General features: G+C 40.4%; 15 protein-coding genes. 5 read left to right on the top strand and 10 right to left on the bottom strand.

The genetic code is table 11. The features are described 5' to 3' along the window. Positions 1-160 precede the first annotated feature (160 nt). Both FTV09_RS14700 and rimI read left to right on the top strand, forming a co-directional pair. Positions 161-1,042 (top strand): metal-dependent hydrolase, encoded by an 882-nt coding sequence (locus tag FTV09_RS14700; RefSeq protein ID WP_180058744.1) that lies wholly within the window; start codon positions 161-163, stop codon positions 1,040-1,042. A 117-nt stretch (positions 1,043-1,159) separates the two neighbouring features. Then, positions 1,160-1,618, top strand: a complete 459-nt coding sequence (gene rimI / locus FTV09_RS14695) for a ribosomal protein S18-alanine N-acetyltransferase (RefSeq protein WP_067766151.1) — start codon at positions 1,160-1,162, stop codon at positions 1,616-1,618. Positions 1,619-1,710: 92 nt separating this feature from the next. On the opposite strand, the gene FTV09_RS14690 is transcribed toward rimI, so the two are convergent. From FTV09_RS14690 to trxB, 3 genes are all read right to left on the bottom strand, one after another. After that, a complete protein-coding gene (locus tag FTV09_RS14690) occupies positions 1,711-2,526 on the bottom strand; it encodes an arginyltransferase (protein ID WP_067766154.1) in 816 nt (271 codons plus the stop codon). Positions 2,527-2,547: 21 nt separating this feature from the next. Then, positions 2,548-3,279: a leucyl/phenylalanyl-tRNA--protein transferase gene (gene aat / locus FTV09_RS14685; protein WP_067766157.1), complete on the bottom strand. Its 732-nt coding sequence runs from the start codon at positions 3,277-3,279 to the stop codon at positions 2,548-2,550. 113 nt (positions 3,280-3,392) lie between these two features. Further along, complete coding sequence (gene trxB / locus FTV09_RS14680; RefSeq protein ID WP_067766160.1) at positions 3,393-4,346, bottom strand: thioredoxin-disulfide reductase; 954 nt, start codon at positions 4,344-4,346, stop codon at positions 3,393-3,395. Between the two features lie 254 nt (positions 4,347-4,600). Here trxB and FTV09_RS14675 point away from each other — a divergent pair, with 254 nt between their 5' ends. Further along, the gene (locus tag FTV09_RS14675) at positions 4,601-7,699 is read left to right on the top strand and encodes a DNA translocase FtsK (protein WP_180058743.1); all 3,099 of its coding nucleotides are present in this window, start codon (positions 4,601-4,603) and stop codon (positions 7,697-7,699) included. 56 nt (positions 7,700-7,755) lie between these two features. Here the strand turns inward: FTV09_RS14675 and FTV09_RS14670 are convergent, their stop codons facing one another. After that, positions 7,756-8,643, bottom strand: a complete 888-nt coding sequence (locus tag FTV09_RS14670) for a LysR family transcriptional regulator (protein WP_067766326.1) — start codon at positions 8,641-8,643, stop codon at positions 7,756-7,758. 106 nt (positions 8,644-8,749) lie between these two features. On the opposite strand from FTV09_RS14670, the gene FTV09_RS14665 reads away from it, so the two are divergent. Beyond that, positions 8,750-9,652: an AEC family transporter gene (locus FTV09_RS14665; protein WP_180058742.1), complete on the top strand. Its 903-nt coding sequence runs from the start codon at positions 8,750-8,752 to the stop codon at positions 9,650-9,652. A gap of 85 nt (positions 9,653-9,737) precedes the next feature. Here the strand turns inward: FTV09_RS14665 and FTV09_RS14660 are convergent, their stop codons facing one another. The 6 genes from FTV09_RS14660 to FTV09_RS14635 form a co-directional block, all read right to left on the bottom strand. Then, positions 9,738-10,025 (bottom strand): PA4642 family protein, encoded by a 288-nt coding sequence (locus tag FTV09_RS14660; RefSeq protein WP_067766167.1) that lies wholly within the window; start codon positions 10,023-10,025, stop codon positions 9,738-9,740. Positions 10,026-10,372: 347 nt separating this feature from the next. Then, positions 10,373-10,645, bottom strand: a complete 273-nt coding sequence (gene minE, locus FTV09_RS14655; protein ID WP_067766168.1) for a cell division topological specificity factor MinE — start codon at positions 10,643-10,645, stop codon at positions 10,373-10,375. Between the two features lie 2 nt (positions 10,646-10,647). Next, positions 10,648-11,460, bottom strand: coding sequence for a septum site-determining protein MinD (minD, locus tag FTV09_RS14650; protein WP_067766170.1), 813 nt, complete (start codon positions 11,458-11,460; stop codon positions 10,648-10,650). A gap of 65 nt (positions 11,461-11,525) precedes the next feature. Next, on the bottom strand, positions 11,526-12,245 hold the full coding sequence (gene minC, locus FTV09_RS14645) for a septum site-determining protein MinC (RefSeq protein WP_180058741.1): 720 nt from the start codon (positions 12,243-12,245) through the stop codon (positions 11,526-11,528). A 125-nt stretch (positions 12,246-12,370) separates the two neighbouring features. Then, on the bottom strand, positions 12,371-13,435 hold the full coding sequence (locus FTV09_RS14640; RefSeq protein ID WP_180058740.1) for a preprotein translocase subunit SecA: 1,065 nt from the start codon (positions 13,433-13,435) through the stop codon (positions 12,371-12,373). 17 nt (positions 13,436-13,452) lie between these two features. Next, the gene (locus FTV09_RS14635) at positions 13,453-14,376 is read right to left on the bottom strand and encodes an acyltransferase (protein WP_180058739.1); all 924 of its coding nucleotides are present in this window, start codon (positions 14,374-14,376) and stop codon (positions 13,453-13,455) included. Between the two features lie 248 nt (positions 14,377-14,624). Between FTV09_RS14635 and FTV09_RS14630 the strand changes: the two genes are divergently transcribed. After that, positions 14,625-15,257, top strand: coding sequence for an OmpA family protein (locus FTV09_RS14630; RefSeq protein WP_067766185.1), 633 nt, complete (start codon positions 14,625-14,627; stop codon positions 15,255-15,257). The last annotated feature ends 159 nt before the right edge of the window (positions 15,258-15,416 follow it).

Here is a 15,416-nt window from a genome sequence, read left to right as displayed (position 1 = left end):
GATGCCATTTTTCTTTATACTGTCACTGAGGCAGGTTGGACATTTGATTTCTAGAGTTATTTGCATTTCTCTATTTTATCAAAATTCAACCTGCTTTTTTTCAGCATACTTTTTGAAACACCACCAATGAGTGATGTATTCACTCAGTAGGAGTTTTTGCATGAATGCTAAAGTAAAGATTACCAATCGCGCAGGTGCGAGCTTTCCAGTTCGTCGTATGAATTTTGATTTCGATGCTGTGCCTGAATATTGGATGAATGGGTCTGCGGGTTTAACGCATTTTATGACTGCTTTATCTGCATTATTTCCAGCAGGTGAAATGTTCTTTATTGACAGTGTTCGTGCTGTGAGACAGCACCCAGCCATTAAAAACAATGAGGTATTGCAAAAAGAGATCAGTGCGTTCATTGGTCAAGAAGCGATGCATACACAAGAACATGAGGGCTTCAATGCTTCGGCTCAGAAATATGGTCATGATGTAGAAACGCTTGATAAAGCCACAGGTCGTGTAATCCAAGGTGTACGTAAAGTATTTGCACGTATTGGTAAACCTGTTGGAATTACCCAAGAAATGGTGGATTTAACAGCAACCACTGCTTTGGAGCATTTTACAGCAACGATTGCATCTCAATTATTGGTGAATAATCACATCCAGGAATTGATGGCAGATGAAACCATGAAAAATATGTGGTTATGGCATGCAATTGAAGAGAATGAACATAAAGCTGTTGCGTACGATGTCTTTGAAGGCGTATTTGGTAAAGGTTTCAAGGCTTATGCCTTACGCACGGGTTCATTAGTTGGCGCAATGGTCACGTTATTCTTTGTACAGAGCTATTTTGTGGCACGTTTGCTTAAAGAAGATAAGCAACTAAATTTCGCTGCTTTGAAAGATATTTATACCTATGGTTATAGTCCATCAAAAGGCATTATTACGGGTATGGGCAAAGAAATGTTGATGTACTTTAAACCTGGTTTTCACCCAAATGATATTGATACACATGGTTTGCTAAAAACATGGAAAGCATATTTGGGACTTTAATCACAGCGCTGTGGTAACTTTTTGTGAAGAGCGATAAAGATCGCTCTTTTTTTTATTCGACTTTATGAACAAAGTTCCTATAATGCGACTTCCGCAATTGATGAAAGATAAACGAAGATGATTCGTTTGATGCAGCATAGCGATGTGCAGCAAGTATTTGAAATAGAAAAGCTGGTGCAGAGCCATCCTTGGACATTGAAGCAGTTTGAAGAATCGATTGATTCATATCAAAGCACAGTGATCGAACGACAAGGTCAAGTGGTCGGATTTTGTATTTTGCAACCCGTAGTGGATGAAGCAAATTTGCTCCTAATGGCCATTCATCCTTCACAGCAAGGGAAGGGTCTAGGTTATCAATTACTGGATGAGTCGATTGCTTTATTAAAAAATAATCCTGTACAGATATTTTTAGAAGTACGTGAAAGCAATGTTGCAGCTGTAAGACTGTATGAAAAATCTGATTTCCATCAGATCGATCTAAGAAAGAATTACTATCCCAATCCGGATGGAACACGTGAGCATGCCATTATTATGGTTCGGGCTTGTAGTGATGACTTTGCCGCATTATTTAAATAATTATTGAAGAAGCCTTAATTGGGTTAAGTTAAAAAAATCACGGTCATGTATTGAGCATGCCGTGATTTTTTTAACTTAAAATGAAAATCATTTTACTTGATAATGGGGTTATTCCAACCTGAAGGTAAGGTCGTCATCAGGGAATCCCCCAATTGACTTATCTCGTCTTGGGTTAATGGGCGATTGAGTCGACGCCATTGCCCATCAAGTAGAAGCTCTAAAGGAATGTATTGCGACTTGTAATTCATTTTTTGTGAATCGGGCACCCAGTAGCCGAGATACACATATTGTAAGCCTAATTTTTTGGCATGCTCAATTTGTTTGAGAATGGCAAATGTACCTAGTGAGCGGCGACCTTCATCGGGATCAAAAAAGGTATATACCGCAGAGAGGCCATCATCCAAAGGATCACAGGTTGAAACACTAATTAAAAGATCATCTTTCCACAATTCCAAGAAGAAACTGTCTGTACAGCTGTTAATCAGGAATTTTTCAAATTGATCTTGACTAGGTGGGTACATGTCACCATCGGCATGACGCTCGTTGATATAGCGTTCATATAAAGCATAATGCAGATCACTTGCATCTTTCGGTTTGCTAATCTTTACAGTTAAATCTTGGTTACGTTTCCATGCTTTTTTTTGCACGCTGTTCATTTCAAATTCATCTACAGGAACACGAGAAGATAAGCATTGGCGACAAAGATGACATTCAGGACGATAGACAAAATCGCCACTTCGACGAAAGCCCATTCGGGATAATTCAGATAATGTGACCACGTCAATGCGATGGACAGGGTCAAGAAAAACCATCCGTGCCGATTTATTTTCAAGGTAGCTACAATCATGCGGAGGCGTGATGTAGTACTGTAATTCATTCAGCAGGGATTTTGGCTGATATGAGTTCATCGCAGTATCCCTCTTTTATTTTCATTCGCTGAGCCGAGCCCATTGCGCTATTGTTTTACTTGAAAATACACTGTCCTGATACTTTTTCCAATCGATAGCAGGTTGTTTTACAACATCTTGTAACGAATTAAGGTACTGTTGGCGAGAAAGTGTACTCGCACCTAAGCTTAATAGGTGATCATTCACCAATTGACAGTCAATCCAAGGCAACTGATTTTCTTGTCCGATCAACATGAGCGTATAAAATGCCATTTTAGAGACATCTGTTCGGGTACTGAACATTGATTCGCCAAAACATCCTTTGCCGATATTGATACCATATAAGCCACCAATGACCATATCATTTTCCCAAACTTCTATGCTGTAGCCATAACCTGCCTTAAACATGGCGCAATAACCTTGAATAATATCTTCTGATATCCACGTTTCATTGGCGTAGCTGCGTGGTAAGGCACAAGAACGAATAACTGTTTCAAACGCATGATTTACAGTAATTTTATAATCCAACTTTTTCATGTTACGCAGCAGTGATTTACTCGGATAATAATCTTCGGGGTGGATAATGCAGCGTGGTTCAGGGCTCCACCAACAAATGGGTTCACCTTCTGAAAACCAAGGAAATAAACCATTTCGATAGGCTTCAAACAATGTAGCAGGAGATAGGTCAGCACCAATGCAGATTAAACCTTCACCTTCGGGATCAACGTCAATGGGATCGGGAAAAATGAATTCTGAAGGTGGGAGAATCTGCATGAAAACTCTACTCAGTTGTGTACAGGTATTTTTATCATACATAAAAAAGCCAACCTGATGGTCGGCTTCTTGGTCTTAAGTTTGATCTGCGAAAGATTAACTTAATGCTGAAATTATTTGCCTAGAGCATCAAGATATTTCTCAGCATCCAATGCTGCCATACAACCAGAACCTGCAGATGTAATGGCTTGACGGTAAATACTGTCTGCAATGTCACCCGCAGCATAAACACCTTCAATTGAGGTTTGTGTTGCGTTACCCGCTGTGCCACTTTGAACTTGGATATAACCATCACGTAAGTTTAATTGGCCTTCAAAAATACCGCTATTTGGCTTATGACCAATGGCAACAAACATACCAGTCACATCAACGTCTTGAGTTGAGCCATCTTGTGTTGATTTGATACGCACAGAAGTCACACCAGTATTGTCGCCAATCACTTCATCCACTTGGTGATTCCAAATGATGCTGATTTTGCCTTCTTTTTCTTTAGCAAAAAGATGATCTTGAAGAATTTTTTCAGAACGTAATGTGTCACGACGGTGAACCAAAGTTACGTGTGAAGCGATATTGGAAAGATAGAGTGCTTCTTCCACCGCGGTGTTACCACCACCAACAACCATTACTTTTTGGTTTTTGTAGAAGAAACCATCACAAGTTGCGCAAGCACTTACACCTTGACCCATAAAGGCAGCTTCAGATTCAAGACCTAAATATTGTGCAGTTGCACCAGTACAAATAATTAAAGCATCACATGTAAATTCTTCCATATCACCTTTAAGGACGAATGGACGGACATTTAAGTCAACTTCATTGATATGATCATATACGATTTCAGTACCAAAACGTTCTGCGTGCGCTTGCATCTGTTCCATAAGGGCAGGACCTGTTAAGCCTTCTGCACCACCTGGCCAGTTATCTACTTCAGTTGTTGTGGTAAGTTGACCACCCAATTGAATGCCCGCGATCAGAGTCGGTTTTAGGTTAGCACGTGCAGCATATACTGCAGCACTGTAACCTGCAGGGCCAGAACCTAAAATAATCAAACGTGAGTGACGAGCGCTCATCGGTAGAATCCTTTTTTTATATGATAATTTGTGGAATTATACGTCAAAGTTTAGAACGTTTGTGTGCGATTAAAGTCGATATTATTGATCATTGAAATCGTTTTGAGCTATATAGAATAGAGTTAACAACTATACCTAAATTATCTTGCATCTTTTTTAACTGAACAGGTGCATAATATTGGGTTCAGATTCAGCCCACTTATATTGTGGCTAATGACAAAAACATTTATGAAGAATTGGTTACAGGATCGTATATGACAGCGGTGTCGGGTGCTTATGCACAGCGCTTAATAATGACATTATTCCTTGTCTCATTTGGGATATATCTGTTCCTTGCAACAGTAACATACACACCATTTGATCCAGGTTGGATGCATTTATCCAGTGATACTCAGCAAGTGTCCAACGCCAGTGGTGTCGCAGGGGCGTGGATTGCTGATTTACTCTTTGGATTTTTAGGCTGGGCCAGCCTGTTGATTCCGTTGTATCTGTTTATAGAAGCGATACAAGTGTGGTGGCCACGTAGCTTTCTAAACCGACCGTTTCGTTATGCTGCGCAATTCTTTATTCTGTTAGCTACGTCAAGCTTATTGTTCTTATTTTGGACGGTTCCTGAAGATACGCTTGAAAATGCTTCTGGCGGTATTATTGGCTATGAACTTGGGCAAAGTTTAGAGCAAATCCTCACTGTCTATGGTGCTGCAATCTTCCTGATCGCATTTTGGATCATGCTGTTCACGCTTGCTTTTGGTATTAAGTGGAACAAAACTTGGGTAACGCTGAAAGCAACGCCTGCATATTTGCAAGATTTGTTCTATCGCAATGTGCCTGAAGGGGACACAGCATTTGATCGTACTGTTCCTACGGCTAAAAAAGATGTGGTAACAAGTACACCAAAACAAACAGTTGCATCGGTAACAGCAGCAAATGAACATCATGGCGTAGATGTCGATCCGATTGTGCGAGATCGTGTTGCAGAGCGATTATTTGATGATATTGCTGATAAAGAATTGAATGCACAGCAACAGCAAGAAAGTTTTGTTGATGAGCAAGATGATGAAGAATTAGAACAAGCGATTGCGAAAGCTCATCAGCTAGAGCAAGACAGTAAGCGTGTTGTCTCTTCAGGTGAAGTTTGGCGTGCATTGAATTCAAATGAAGATCAACGTCATAAACAAGATATCGACGCACTGCTAAAAGCTGCTGAAGAAGAGCAGCCTGTGTCACAAACCGCACATTTTCACAATGTGGTTGAAACACAGCCGAATGTACAGCAATCTTTTGCTGAAAAGCCTGTCCAAAACCAAAAAGCAGTGGACTGGGATGATGATGAAATATTTGATGAGCTGTTAGCTGCTGTTCCGAATAGTAAAACAGCAACTGATGTGCATAGTCCATTCAATATTTCTGAAGCTGATGTGTCAGCTCCTAATATGCCTACAAGTGCAGTAGCAGCTGTTGCGGCTGCTTCAGCAGTGACTCAAACTGCAATATTTAATTCAGCGCAACCAAAGAATATCGCTTTAGAAACTGATTTTGATGGTTTAGATGATTTATTGGTTGAAGATGACGTGGTAGCAGCACGTTCAAATCCAGTTACAGAACAGCCTGTACGCACAGCCAGCAGCTATGCTCAATCTAGTCCATTAGTACGTGCTGAAATTAATACCCAGCCACAAACTTTTGTCACTGAAGATGAAAAAGCCTTAATCAGTTCAAATAAAGATGTATTCCGTGAAGTATGGCAAGAAACTGCTGGTAAGCCTGACGAATTAGATCTTGAAGAAGATTTCGATCTAGATGCACCATTAACGGATGCAGCAGGTCGTCCGATGTCACGCGCTATGCAGGTTGCGCAAAAACGTTTAGATTTACCTACTTTGCCGGGGCTCGAGATACTGGATAAAGTTGATCCAAATAAAAAAGTGAATTTTACCGCTGAACAATTGGCTCGATTATCTGAACTTTTAGAAATTAAACTACAAGAATTTAACGTCAAGGCCAAAGTGGTTGAAGCACAGCCAGGGCCGGTAGTCACACGTTTCGAACTTGATTTAGCACCGGGTGTGAAAGCCTCTAAAGTCACCAATATTTCGCGTGATTTGGCACGTTCAATGTCCATGGCTTCTGTGCGTGTGGTTGAGGTCATTCCGGGTAAACCCTATATCGGGATTGAAGTGCCGAATAGCTCACGTGAAATGGTTCGCCTCATTGAACTATTAGAAACACCTGCTTATCGTGATCCAAATGCCTTACTGAGTATGGCAATGGGTAAAGATATTTCGGGTAATCCAGTCTTGGCCGATTTAGCTAAAGCACCACATATGCTTGTAGCAGGGACAACAGGTTCTGGTAAATCAGTGGCTGTAAATGCGATGTTGCTTTCGATGCTGTTGAAATACACGCCGGAGCAGCTGCGCTTGATTATGATTGACCCAAAACAATTAGAACTTGCCAACTATAACGATATTCCACATTTATTGACACCAGTCGTGACCGACATGAAAGATGCAGTTAGTGCATTGAATTGGTGTGTGAATGAAATGGAGCGTCGTTATAAGCTCATGTCTTTGATGAAAGTGCGTAAGCTGACAGATTATAATCGTAAGATTGAAGAAGCGATCGCCAATGGTGAAGATCTGATTGATCCAACGTGGAAGCCAGATGATTCTGCTACACAAAGTCGTGCACCTCGTTTACAAACGATGCCGTTGATTGTGATTGTTGCCGACGAATTTGCTGACATGATCATGCAAGTGGGTAAAAAAGCAGAAGAAATGATTACGCGTTTGGCTCAAAAATCACGTGCTGCAGGGATTCATTTGTTGTTAGCGACACAGCGTCCAACTGTAGATGTGGTGACAGGTTTGATTAAAGCTAATATCCCAACGCGTGCAGCTTTGCGGGTAAATAGTAAATTGGATTCACGGACCATTTTGGATGCCGGCGGTGCAGAGGACTTACTTGGTCATGGGGATATGTTATTCCTTGGGCCAGGTAAGATTGAGCCAGAACGTGTGCACGGTGCGTTTATTTCAGACGATGAAGTAAACCGTATTTGTGATGCATGGCGTGAACGTGGCGAGCCAAACTATGTGGATGAGATTCTGACGCCATACGACGAAGAACCAACTTCTCGCGGCTTTGAGGATGGGGACGGTGGCTCAGATCGAGATGCTTTGTATGACCAATGCGTTAGCTTTGTACTGGAAACTCGTAAAGCTTCTACTTCTTCGCTGCAACGTAAATTTAGCCTCGGTTATAACCGTGCTGCACGTATCATCGACCAAATGGAAGAAAATGGTATCGTAAGTGGTATGGGACCAAATGGTAAGCGTGACATTTTGGTTTAATCAATTGGATTAGATCTTTCTCTAAAACCTGCTTCGGCAGGTTTTTTAGTACTGAATTAATTTGATTGATAAAATTTTTGCTGAGCTAATTCAATGAAGGCTTTGCATGCTGGACTTATTAATTGTTGATTTTTAACTGCGAGTCCAATCTGTCGTTGCGTATTAGGTGAAAGTGGACGTTTCACCACATGCGGATGTAAAGCTAATAATTCTTTGGGCATAGCCATATCTGCAACGATAGCGATACCTTCTTGTAAATTCACCATATTTAAAATGGTTAAAAGTTGCGACATTTGATAGGTGATTTTGGGTTGAATTTGATGTTGTTGCAGTAACTTTTCCACATGAGACTGACTACCTGCACGGGTCATAATAAAAGGGTAGTTTTGAATATCTTGAATATTCAGTTTAGCTTGTTGCGCGACTTCAAATGAATCCGGAATGAGCGCAATAAAGATGTCTTTTATCAGTGGGAATGTGACCAGTTGCGATTTTGGAAGAACAGCAAAACCGACATCAACTTGTCGCTCCGCAATCCACTGAGATACTTCCGCATCGGTGCCTTCCTCGACAAAAATTTCAATATGTGGATAGCGTTCACGATAGGCTTTTAAAAGTTCAGGTAAAAGGTGGATTGAGCTAGAGGAGCCAAAAGAACCAATTCTTAAAGTTCCTTGTTGGATACCATGAGCGGCATTTACTTCCTGCTGCATGATTTGTGTTGTATTGAGTACTTCCTTTGCGTGTAGTAGAAGTTGTTGGCCGATATGTGTTAGGGCAATAGCGCCTTGCTCACGGCTAAATAAGCTGACATTCCAATGTTGCTCTAAGCATTTTAAAGCATGCGATACCGCAGATTGAGTAATACCAAGTTGGCGCGCCGCGAGCGTAAAACTATGTTGCTCTGCGACTTTGACAAATATTTCGAGTTGAGAGAATGTCATTGCCATGAGGAATCACTCATTTTGGTATGAATTATGATGAGGATTATATTGTGCACCATGAACGGTTAAAGATGAAATAGATCCGCTATTTCAAGGCAAAAAAAGCATGAATATTGTGGTGGCATTATTCCCTTTGGTGGCATTAATTGCGATGGGACATGTGCTAAAAAGGACTCAGTTTGTTAAAGATGAATTTTGGGCCAATTCTGAGAAACTGAATTATTTTATTATGTTTCCTGTGCTGCTTTTTTTAAATGTATCTGCGGTACAACTGGATATGCAAACTGTATCGCGCATGCTCACTGTTTTAGTGCTAGGTACATTAATCGCAAGTGCAGTACTTTGGGGTATTAAGCAATTTACACATATCCCAGTACAACGTTTTGGTGTTTATGTACAAAGTCATATTCGTTTTAATACCTATATTGGCTTGTCATTAATGGGGGCGCTGTTTGGCTCAGAAGGCATGCAAATGTTTGCGATGTTGATTGCTGTGGCTGTTCCTTTGGTGAATATCATTTCTGTCCTGTCTTTTTCCAATATCAGCGTTAAACAGCTTGGACAAACCTGTATTTCTATCGCGAAAAATCCGCTCATTCTTGGTTGTGTTGTCGGTGTTCTATTTAATTTATCAGGTCTCACCTTATTTAATGGTTTAACCGAGCTGCTAAAAATATTGGCGGCAATGAGTTTACCTTTGGGTTTATTGTCTGTGGGAGCGGCATTACAGTTTCAGCAGATGCGTGCAGATGTACGTCGTCTGAGTTTAAATACGATTGGGCGATTAGTTTTAATGCCGAGTTTGGCTTATGTGATAAGTAGTTGTCTGGGTTTAACTGATTTTGAACGGATAATTTTAGTGGTATTTTTTGCTTTGCCGACTGCATCATCGTCCTATATTTTAACGCGCTACTATCAAGGGGATGCGCAACTAATGGCTGCGATTATTAGCGTGCAGACTATTGGTTTTGGCTTGATTTTCCCAGTTTTAATGTTGATTGTGCATTAACTGAAAAAAGGGTAGAGAGTGCTAGATTTAATAAAAGAGGTAATAAAAAAGCCTGCATGATGCAGGCTTTTTGCAAGATTCGCAGCTAAGCAAATTTTGCCAATACTTCAAGGAAACCCGCACTTTGACGTGGGTACTGTGCAATCACATCATGGATGCGCTGACCTTCAGGATTGGTTGCATTTACATCACGGCCATCGGCAACAAACTGAGTCAAAAGACGTTCATAGTCATTCGGACGCATATGTTTGAATGCATGGTAGAGTACGTGAAAGTCGCCATTCACTCCTTCAGGAGGAAGCTGAGTTAAGTAGGCAAATACACGCTCGTCTGACCATTCTTCATTGAACGTTGCTGGCTGAGATAATGCCATCGCAATCTCCTTGCTGGTTTAATCATAAAAAAGGCAAAAATGAGTACGCAAGTAAAATGGTTTTATTCGCCATCTCTAAGTTAAGCGACTCATTTTAGGGTTGGATCAAAAGTTATACTTAGTTATCCCGTTTACTCGAAGCAAAGCTTTTGATCTCACAAAGGAATAAAACTAATCCAGCCAACTCGAAGGATAGCTTCTCGTCTTGCGGCTGGGTAAAGTAGAAACTAATGATTCAGCTACTTCGAAGCAAAGCTTCTCGTCTTACGGCTGGGTAAAGCAGCGCTTTACTGATCCAGCCTCATATTTTGCCTTGATTCAATATGCTTGACTAATCAGAATTCAGATTAACGTTCTTCAGGCAAATTGATATTCATTTCAAGCATTTCTATATTCGCTTCTGAACGAACAGACATTTGAATATGTTGTTCATCTACACCACGAACATAGCGGTTAACCACTTGCATGATTTCTTTTTTCATCATGTCAATCTTTTCAGGGCTCAGGCGTTTACCTAAACCATTTTCAGATGCTACGATGACTTTTAAACGATCTTTTGCCGTTTGTGCACTAGACGGCTTTTCGTCGTTGCTAAAAAGTTTACTCCAAAATCCTGCCATGATTACGCTCCAAATAGACGTGCTAACCAACCTTTAGGTTTTACCGTAATATGACGGTAAGGGCGCTCTTCACCTAAGAAGCGAGCCACTAAGTCATCGTAGGCTTGACCCGCTGACTCTTCAGTAAAGAGAATTACAGGTTTACCTTCGTTTGATGCTTGAAGCACGCTCTTACATTCAGGAATTACACCCAAAGTTGGTACGCGTAAAATATCTTTTGAAATGTCATCAATCGTCAACATTTCTTGCTTATCTGCACGTTCAGGGTTGAAACGTGTGATACATAGGTGTTTACGGATACGACCTTCGTTGTTTTCTACTTTTTTGGTTTTGCTATCAAGCATACCAATGATACGGTCAGAGTCACGTACTGAAGAAATTTCAGGGTTGGTCACAATGATTGCTTCATCGGCATGGTACATCGCCAAAATTGCACCACGCTCAATACCTGCTGGTGAGTCACAGATAATGTAATCAAACTCTTGAGAAAGTTCGTCCATTACACGTGCTACACCTTCATCAGTTAACGCATCTTTGTCACGTGTTTGTGATGCAGGAAGAATGTAGAGATTTTCAATATCTTTATCGCGGATAAGCGCTTGTTGTAATCGAGCTTCGTTATTTAATACGTTCACAAAGTCATATACAACGCGGCGTTCACAGCCCATGATTAAGTCAAGGTTACGTAAACCCACATCAAAGTCGATCACAACAGTTTTGTGGCCACGTAGGGCAAGACCTGTTGCAAAAGATGCGCTTGTAGTTGTTTTACCTACGCCACCTTTACCTGATGTTACGACAACAATTTTCGCCACCGAATCCACTCCTGTTATGGTTTAAATCCCCTTTTTTTAATAGGGGTTTGGTGCTTATTTATACATTAAAATTGCAAAGCTTCAAATACTAGCTCTTGCTGGTCATTCAAATAAATATGAACTGGCTGTTTTACCACATGGGGTGGAATATCATCTGCCACGCAATATGTCCCTGCAATAGAAACTAATTCTGCTTCTAAAGAGTGACAGAAAATGCGTGCCGCATGGTTGCCACCCGCTCCGGCAATGACTCTACCACGCGCGCTACCATAAATATGTATATTTCCTGAAGCAATTGCTTCAGAGCCGCTGTTTATACCTGCATTGATAATGATATCGCCATGATCTTGAACGATACATTGACCAGTACGCAATATTTCATTGTGATAAGAGGTGATATGACGAATTGCAGGTGCTGCGGTAACAACCGGCTGATCTTCAGTTACAGGCGCAGCAGCAACAGGTTCTTCAACCACTTGTTCACGTGTTGGCTTCACTTGTTGAAGTTGACGGTCTGCTGGAACAACAGGGAACTGAATCGCACGTGCTTGTTCCGATAAAGGACCTTCTGTCACACCAATAGGCTGTATATCTAGGCTAATTAAAAGCTGAATGAGCGCAATCAACTCTTGATCAATAGTACTTTCAATAACAGCGAGTGTTCCAGGTGGAAATGCTTTTTGGAACATTGGAGTGAGTTGCTGGCGGATCGCATCATGATCATTGGTATCGAGGTGAATGCGAATCGCATTGACCATTTTGCCTTTTATCCGTATATCAGCCATATTGAATCCTTGAGACTTCTAACTATTGCTATTGTGCCGAAGTAGTTATGTTGTAAATAGAGCAAATCCTAGAACAATTTCCAGCAATACTCTAGAGATGTTGCTAATTATTTTTGACTGAGTGTTTATTCTGTAGCTTGGTCTTGTTCTTGCATAATTTGCTGCCATTGTTTGACTTTAACTTGTTTGCGAATGGCTTCTAAACTTTCAAAAACAGCTGAACGAACCAATTCATCTAATTTTTCATTATTTTCAATTTCAATACGAGTGATTCGATTCGAAATATCTAAATAAAAGTTAGGTTTACTTTGCGTCGATTGATTTGGATAAGCCAATGGTGAAATCAAACCTTCAGTAATGTTTTCTCCCAAACGCTGACCAATACTTTGAATTTGCTGTTCAATACGACTACCCACAATCGGAATGAGTCGAAGTAACTGAGTCAGTTCTGGAGTATCTTCAATTGCTTGACTGACAATTTGTCCCACATTTTTCGCAATTAGGTCTCGCTCGGCACGTAATTCTTTGGTTAAATTTTCTTGTAAAATTTCGGCCAAAACTTGTGTAAACAAATCACGATGGTGCTGTACCACATTGCTAATCAAATCTTTATGTGTGGTACTGGTATTCAGCTCATGCTTAATCCCATCGAGTACCGTTAATACCACACGATCAGAGAGTTCTTCCATAATCACGCGATAATAAAATAAGGCTTTCTTTTGAATAGACGAAGGGATGATTTGGTAGCCCATTTCATACAAACGATAAGCGATGACACCTGCACGGAATAATCGTAAAAAGCGTAGGTGGGGGATAATGGCTAAAATTTCATACCAATGAATAAATGGGAAGAAAAACCAACGTTGATGATGTTTGTTGATAATGGCATAGGCCCAACGCACCACTAATTCTACAATCAAGAAGATGATAAACCACGCTTCAGTGGTTATAACCCAAGGATGTAAATGCTCGCGGTAAAAACTAAGCACATCTGGCAGATGGATGCTATTAAAGAACCAACTGCCTAAATTGCTCATTAAGAAAAAGTTCATGCACAGGCAGAACAAGTTAAAAACAATAATGAACACCATAAAAGTGTCATAGACCAAGAACAGCTTAAACGACCAGCTATTTGGATTGACCTGATGGTATTTCGACTTTTTGTTTTGTTGCTGTGTGTTCTGCGTCATATAAAGTTTCTTCTTAATTATTTATTCACTTGATACTGAGCTTTTAAACGATCAATTAACTGATCCTTTTCGGTCCAAAGTTGATCTACCCAGTTTTGGAATTTTTCACGGAATTCAGCATCATCTTCATAATTACCGCCAAGTACCCATTCAGGGATTTCAATCTTTCGCAAATCAACGGCAATACGCGGGACGTCACCAAGCCAAAACTCACCGTAACCTGGGGCACCATTCGGATAGATGATTGTCATATCAACGAGTGCATCAATTTGATCACCTAAAATATTCAGTGCAAGTGCCAATCCACCTGCTTTGGGTTTAAGCAGATTTTTGTAAGGAGATTGTTGCTGAGCATGCTTTTCCGGCGTAAAACGCGTACCTTCTAAATAGTTTAAAAGGGTAAATGGCTGACTGAGCAGTTGTTCACAAGATTTTCGTGCTTCCTCCATATCACGGTATTTAAGCTCTGGATTTTTTGCAATCTGTTCTTTGCTGTGACGTTTCATCATCGGGAAGCCTAAAATTTTGAAGGCTTGTCCAACAAAGGGAATAAAAATAAGTTCCCATTTGGTAAAGAAACGGGTCAATGGCATACGGGTTAAACCAAAATATTGGTTGACCGTCGTATCCACCCAGCTTTGATGATTACAGGTCATTAAATAGCGACCTTGCATATTAAGATCTAAATCTTCATCAATCGTGATATCCCATTGAGTGTTGGGTAAAACATTGTCAATCAACCAGTTATTAACTGTTAACCAGCTGTTGGTAATTTTGATATTGGTTTCATCGACTTTACGAGATTTTTTAAAAAGTTTGGTTAAACCTAGGGTAAGGACAGGAGGCCCATGAAAAAATGTGCTTCCTGTCATGACAGATCCGACAGTCAATCCTTTGCTAATTTTTTTTAGTGTCGGTTGCTTATTGCTTTGAGATGACATATAAAAAAGTCCTGACGGAAATCGTCCTAATTATGATTGATTCAGACAAATATAGTTCGAGTTGATTAAATAAAAAAGAGCATCTGCTCAACTGTGAAGAAATTGTGATGGATTTAACAATTATTTCTCGAGTTCATATTACAAATTGTAAATAAACGCTTTATTATTAACAAAAAATCAATAGTCGGACCATTTTTTTTACTTCATCATTTCAACCATACAACAAAACACAAAGAAGGAGGCATGCAATGCGTGCACTAGTAATTTCGGCAGTAGTTGGGGCGTTGGCACTTACTGGTTGCCAAAACATGGAATATGACAAAGCAGCGATCGGTACTGGTCTTGGTGCTCTTTTAGGCGCGGGTATTGCTTACTCGAATGCTGACAAAGACAAAATGGGTCAAGCAGCTGCAATCGGTGCTGTTGTCGGTGGTGGTGCTGGTCTTCTTCTTGATAAGAAAGAAAAACGTCTTAAACAAGAACTTGCTGGTACTGGCGTAGATGTAGGCCGTAATCCAGATGGCTCAATCAACCTAGTTATGCCATCAGTAACATTCGCGACTAACTCTTCAACAATTCAATCTCAGTTCCAATCTGCATTGAATGACGTTGCTAAAGTATTACGTGAAGATGGTACTGCGAACAAACTTGCAATCGTTGTACACGGTCACACAGATAACACTGGTACTGATGCGATCAACAACCCATTGTCTCAAAACCGTGCTAACTCAGTGAAAAACTACCTAGCGTCTCAAGGTATTTCTTCAACTCGTATTACTGCACGTGGTTACGGTTCAACTTCTCCAGTAGCGGATAACTCAACTGCTGCAGGTCGTGAACAAAACCGTCGCGTAGAAATTTCAGTTTACGAAACTAAATAATTTAGTTGCGTAGATAAAGGCCACCTTCGGGTTAATGCCAGTCAGTTAAGCAAAAAAAGTTAAAATGCTGTAAAAAGAGCGTATGTAAATACGCTCTTTTTTTATGAATTTATCTCAGAATCTAGATTTAACATTAAAACAAACCCTACCTTCACTTTC

It is taken from the genome of Acinetobacter sp. YH12227 (genome assembly GCF_013417785.1).
Classification (GTDB): Bacteria; Pseudomonadota; Gammaproteobacteria; order Pseudomonadales; family Moraxellaceae; genus Acinetobacter; species Acinetobacter gandensis.
Note: the sequence above shows the minus strand (reverse complement) of the source record. Positions and strands in the feature narration are given on the sequence as shown.

Bases quoted from the DNA above. Each gene is read 5' to 3' on its own strand.
- FTV09_RS14700 (WP_180058744.1), top strand. From the start codon at position 161: ATGAATGCTAAAGTAAAGATTACCAATCGCGCAGGTGCGAGCTTTCCA.
- rimI (WP_067766151.1), top strand. From the start codon at position 1,160: ATGATTCGTTTGATGCAGCATAGCGATGTGCAGCAAGTATTTGAAATA.
- FTV09_RS14690 (WP_067766154.1), bottom strand. From the start codon at position 2,526: ATGAACTCATATCAGCCAAAATCCCTGCTGAATGAATTACAGTACTAC.
- aat (WP_067766157.1), bottom strand. From the start codon at position 3,279: ATGCAGATTCTCCCACCTTCAGAATTCATTTTTCCCGATCCCATTGAC.
- trxB (WP_067766160.1), bottom strand. From the start codon at position 4,346: ATGAGCGCTCGTCACTCACGTTTGATTATTTTAGGTTCTGGCCCTGCA.
- FTV09_RS14675 (WP_180058743.1), top strand. From the start codon at position 4,601: ATGACAGCGGTGTCGGGTGCTTATGCACAGCGCTTAATAATGACATTA.
- FTV09_RS14670 (WP_067766326.1), bottom strand. From the start codon at position 8,643: ATGACATTCTCTCAACTCGAAATATTTGTCAAAGTCGCAGAGCAACAT.
- FTV09_RS14665 (WP_180058742.1), top strand. From the start codon at position 8,750: ATGAATATTGTGGTGGCATTATTCCCTTTGGTGGCATTAATTGCGATG.
- FTV09_RS14660 (WP_067766167.1), bottom strand. From the start codon at position 10,025: ATGGCATTATCTCAGCCAGCAACGTTCAATGAAGAATGGTCAGACGAG.
- minE (WP_067766168.1), bottom strand. From the start codon at position 10,645: ATGGCAGGATTTTGGAGTAAACTTTTTAGCAACGACGAAAAGCCGTCT.
- minC (WP_180058741.1), bottom strand. From the start codon at position 12,245: ATGGCTGATATACGGATAAAAGGCAAAATGGTCAATGCGATTCGCATT.
- FTV09_RS14640 (WP_180058740.1), bottom strand. From the start codon at position 13,435: ATGACGCAGAACACACAGCAACAAAACAAAAAGTCGAAATACCATCAG.
- FTV09_RS14635 (WP_180058739.1), bottom strand. From the start codon at position 14,376: ATGTCATCTCAAAGCAATAAGCAACCGACACTAAAAAAAATTAGCAAA.
- FTV09_RS14630 (WP_067766185.1), top strand. From the start codon at position 14,625: ATGCGTGCACTAGTAATTTCGGCAGTAGTTGGGGCGTTGGCACTTACT.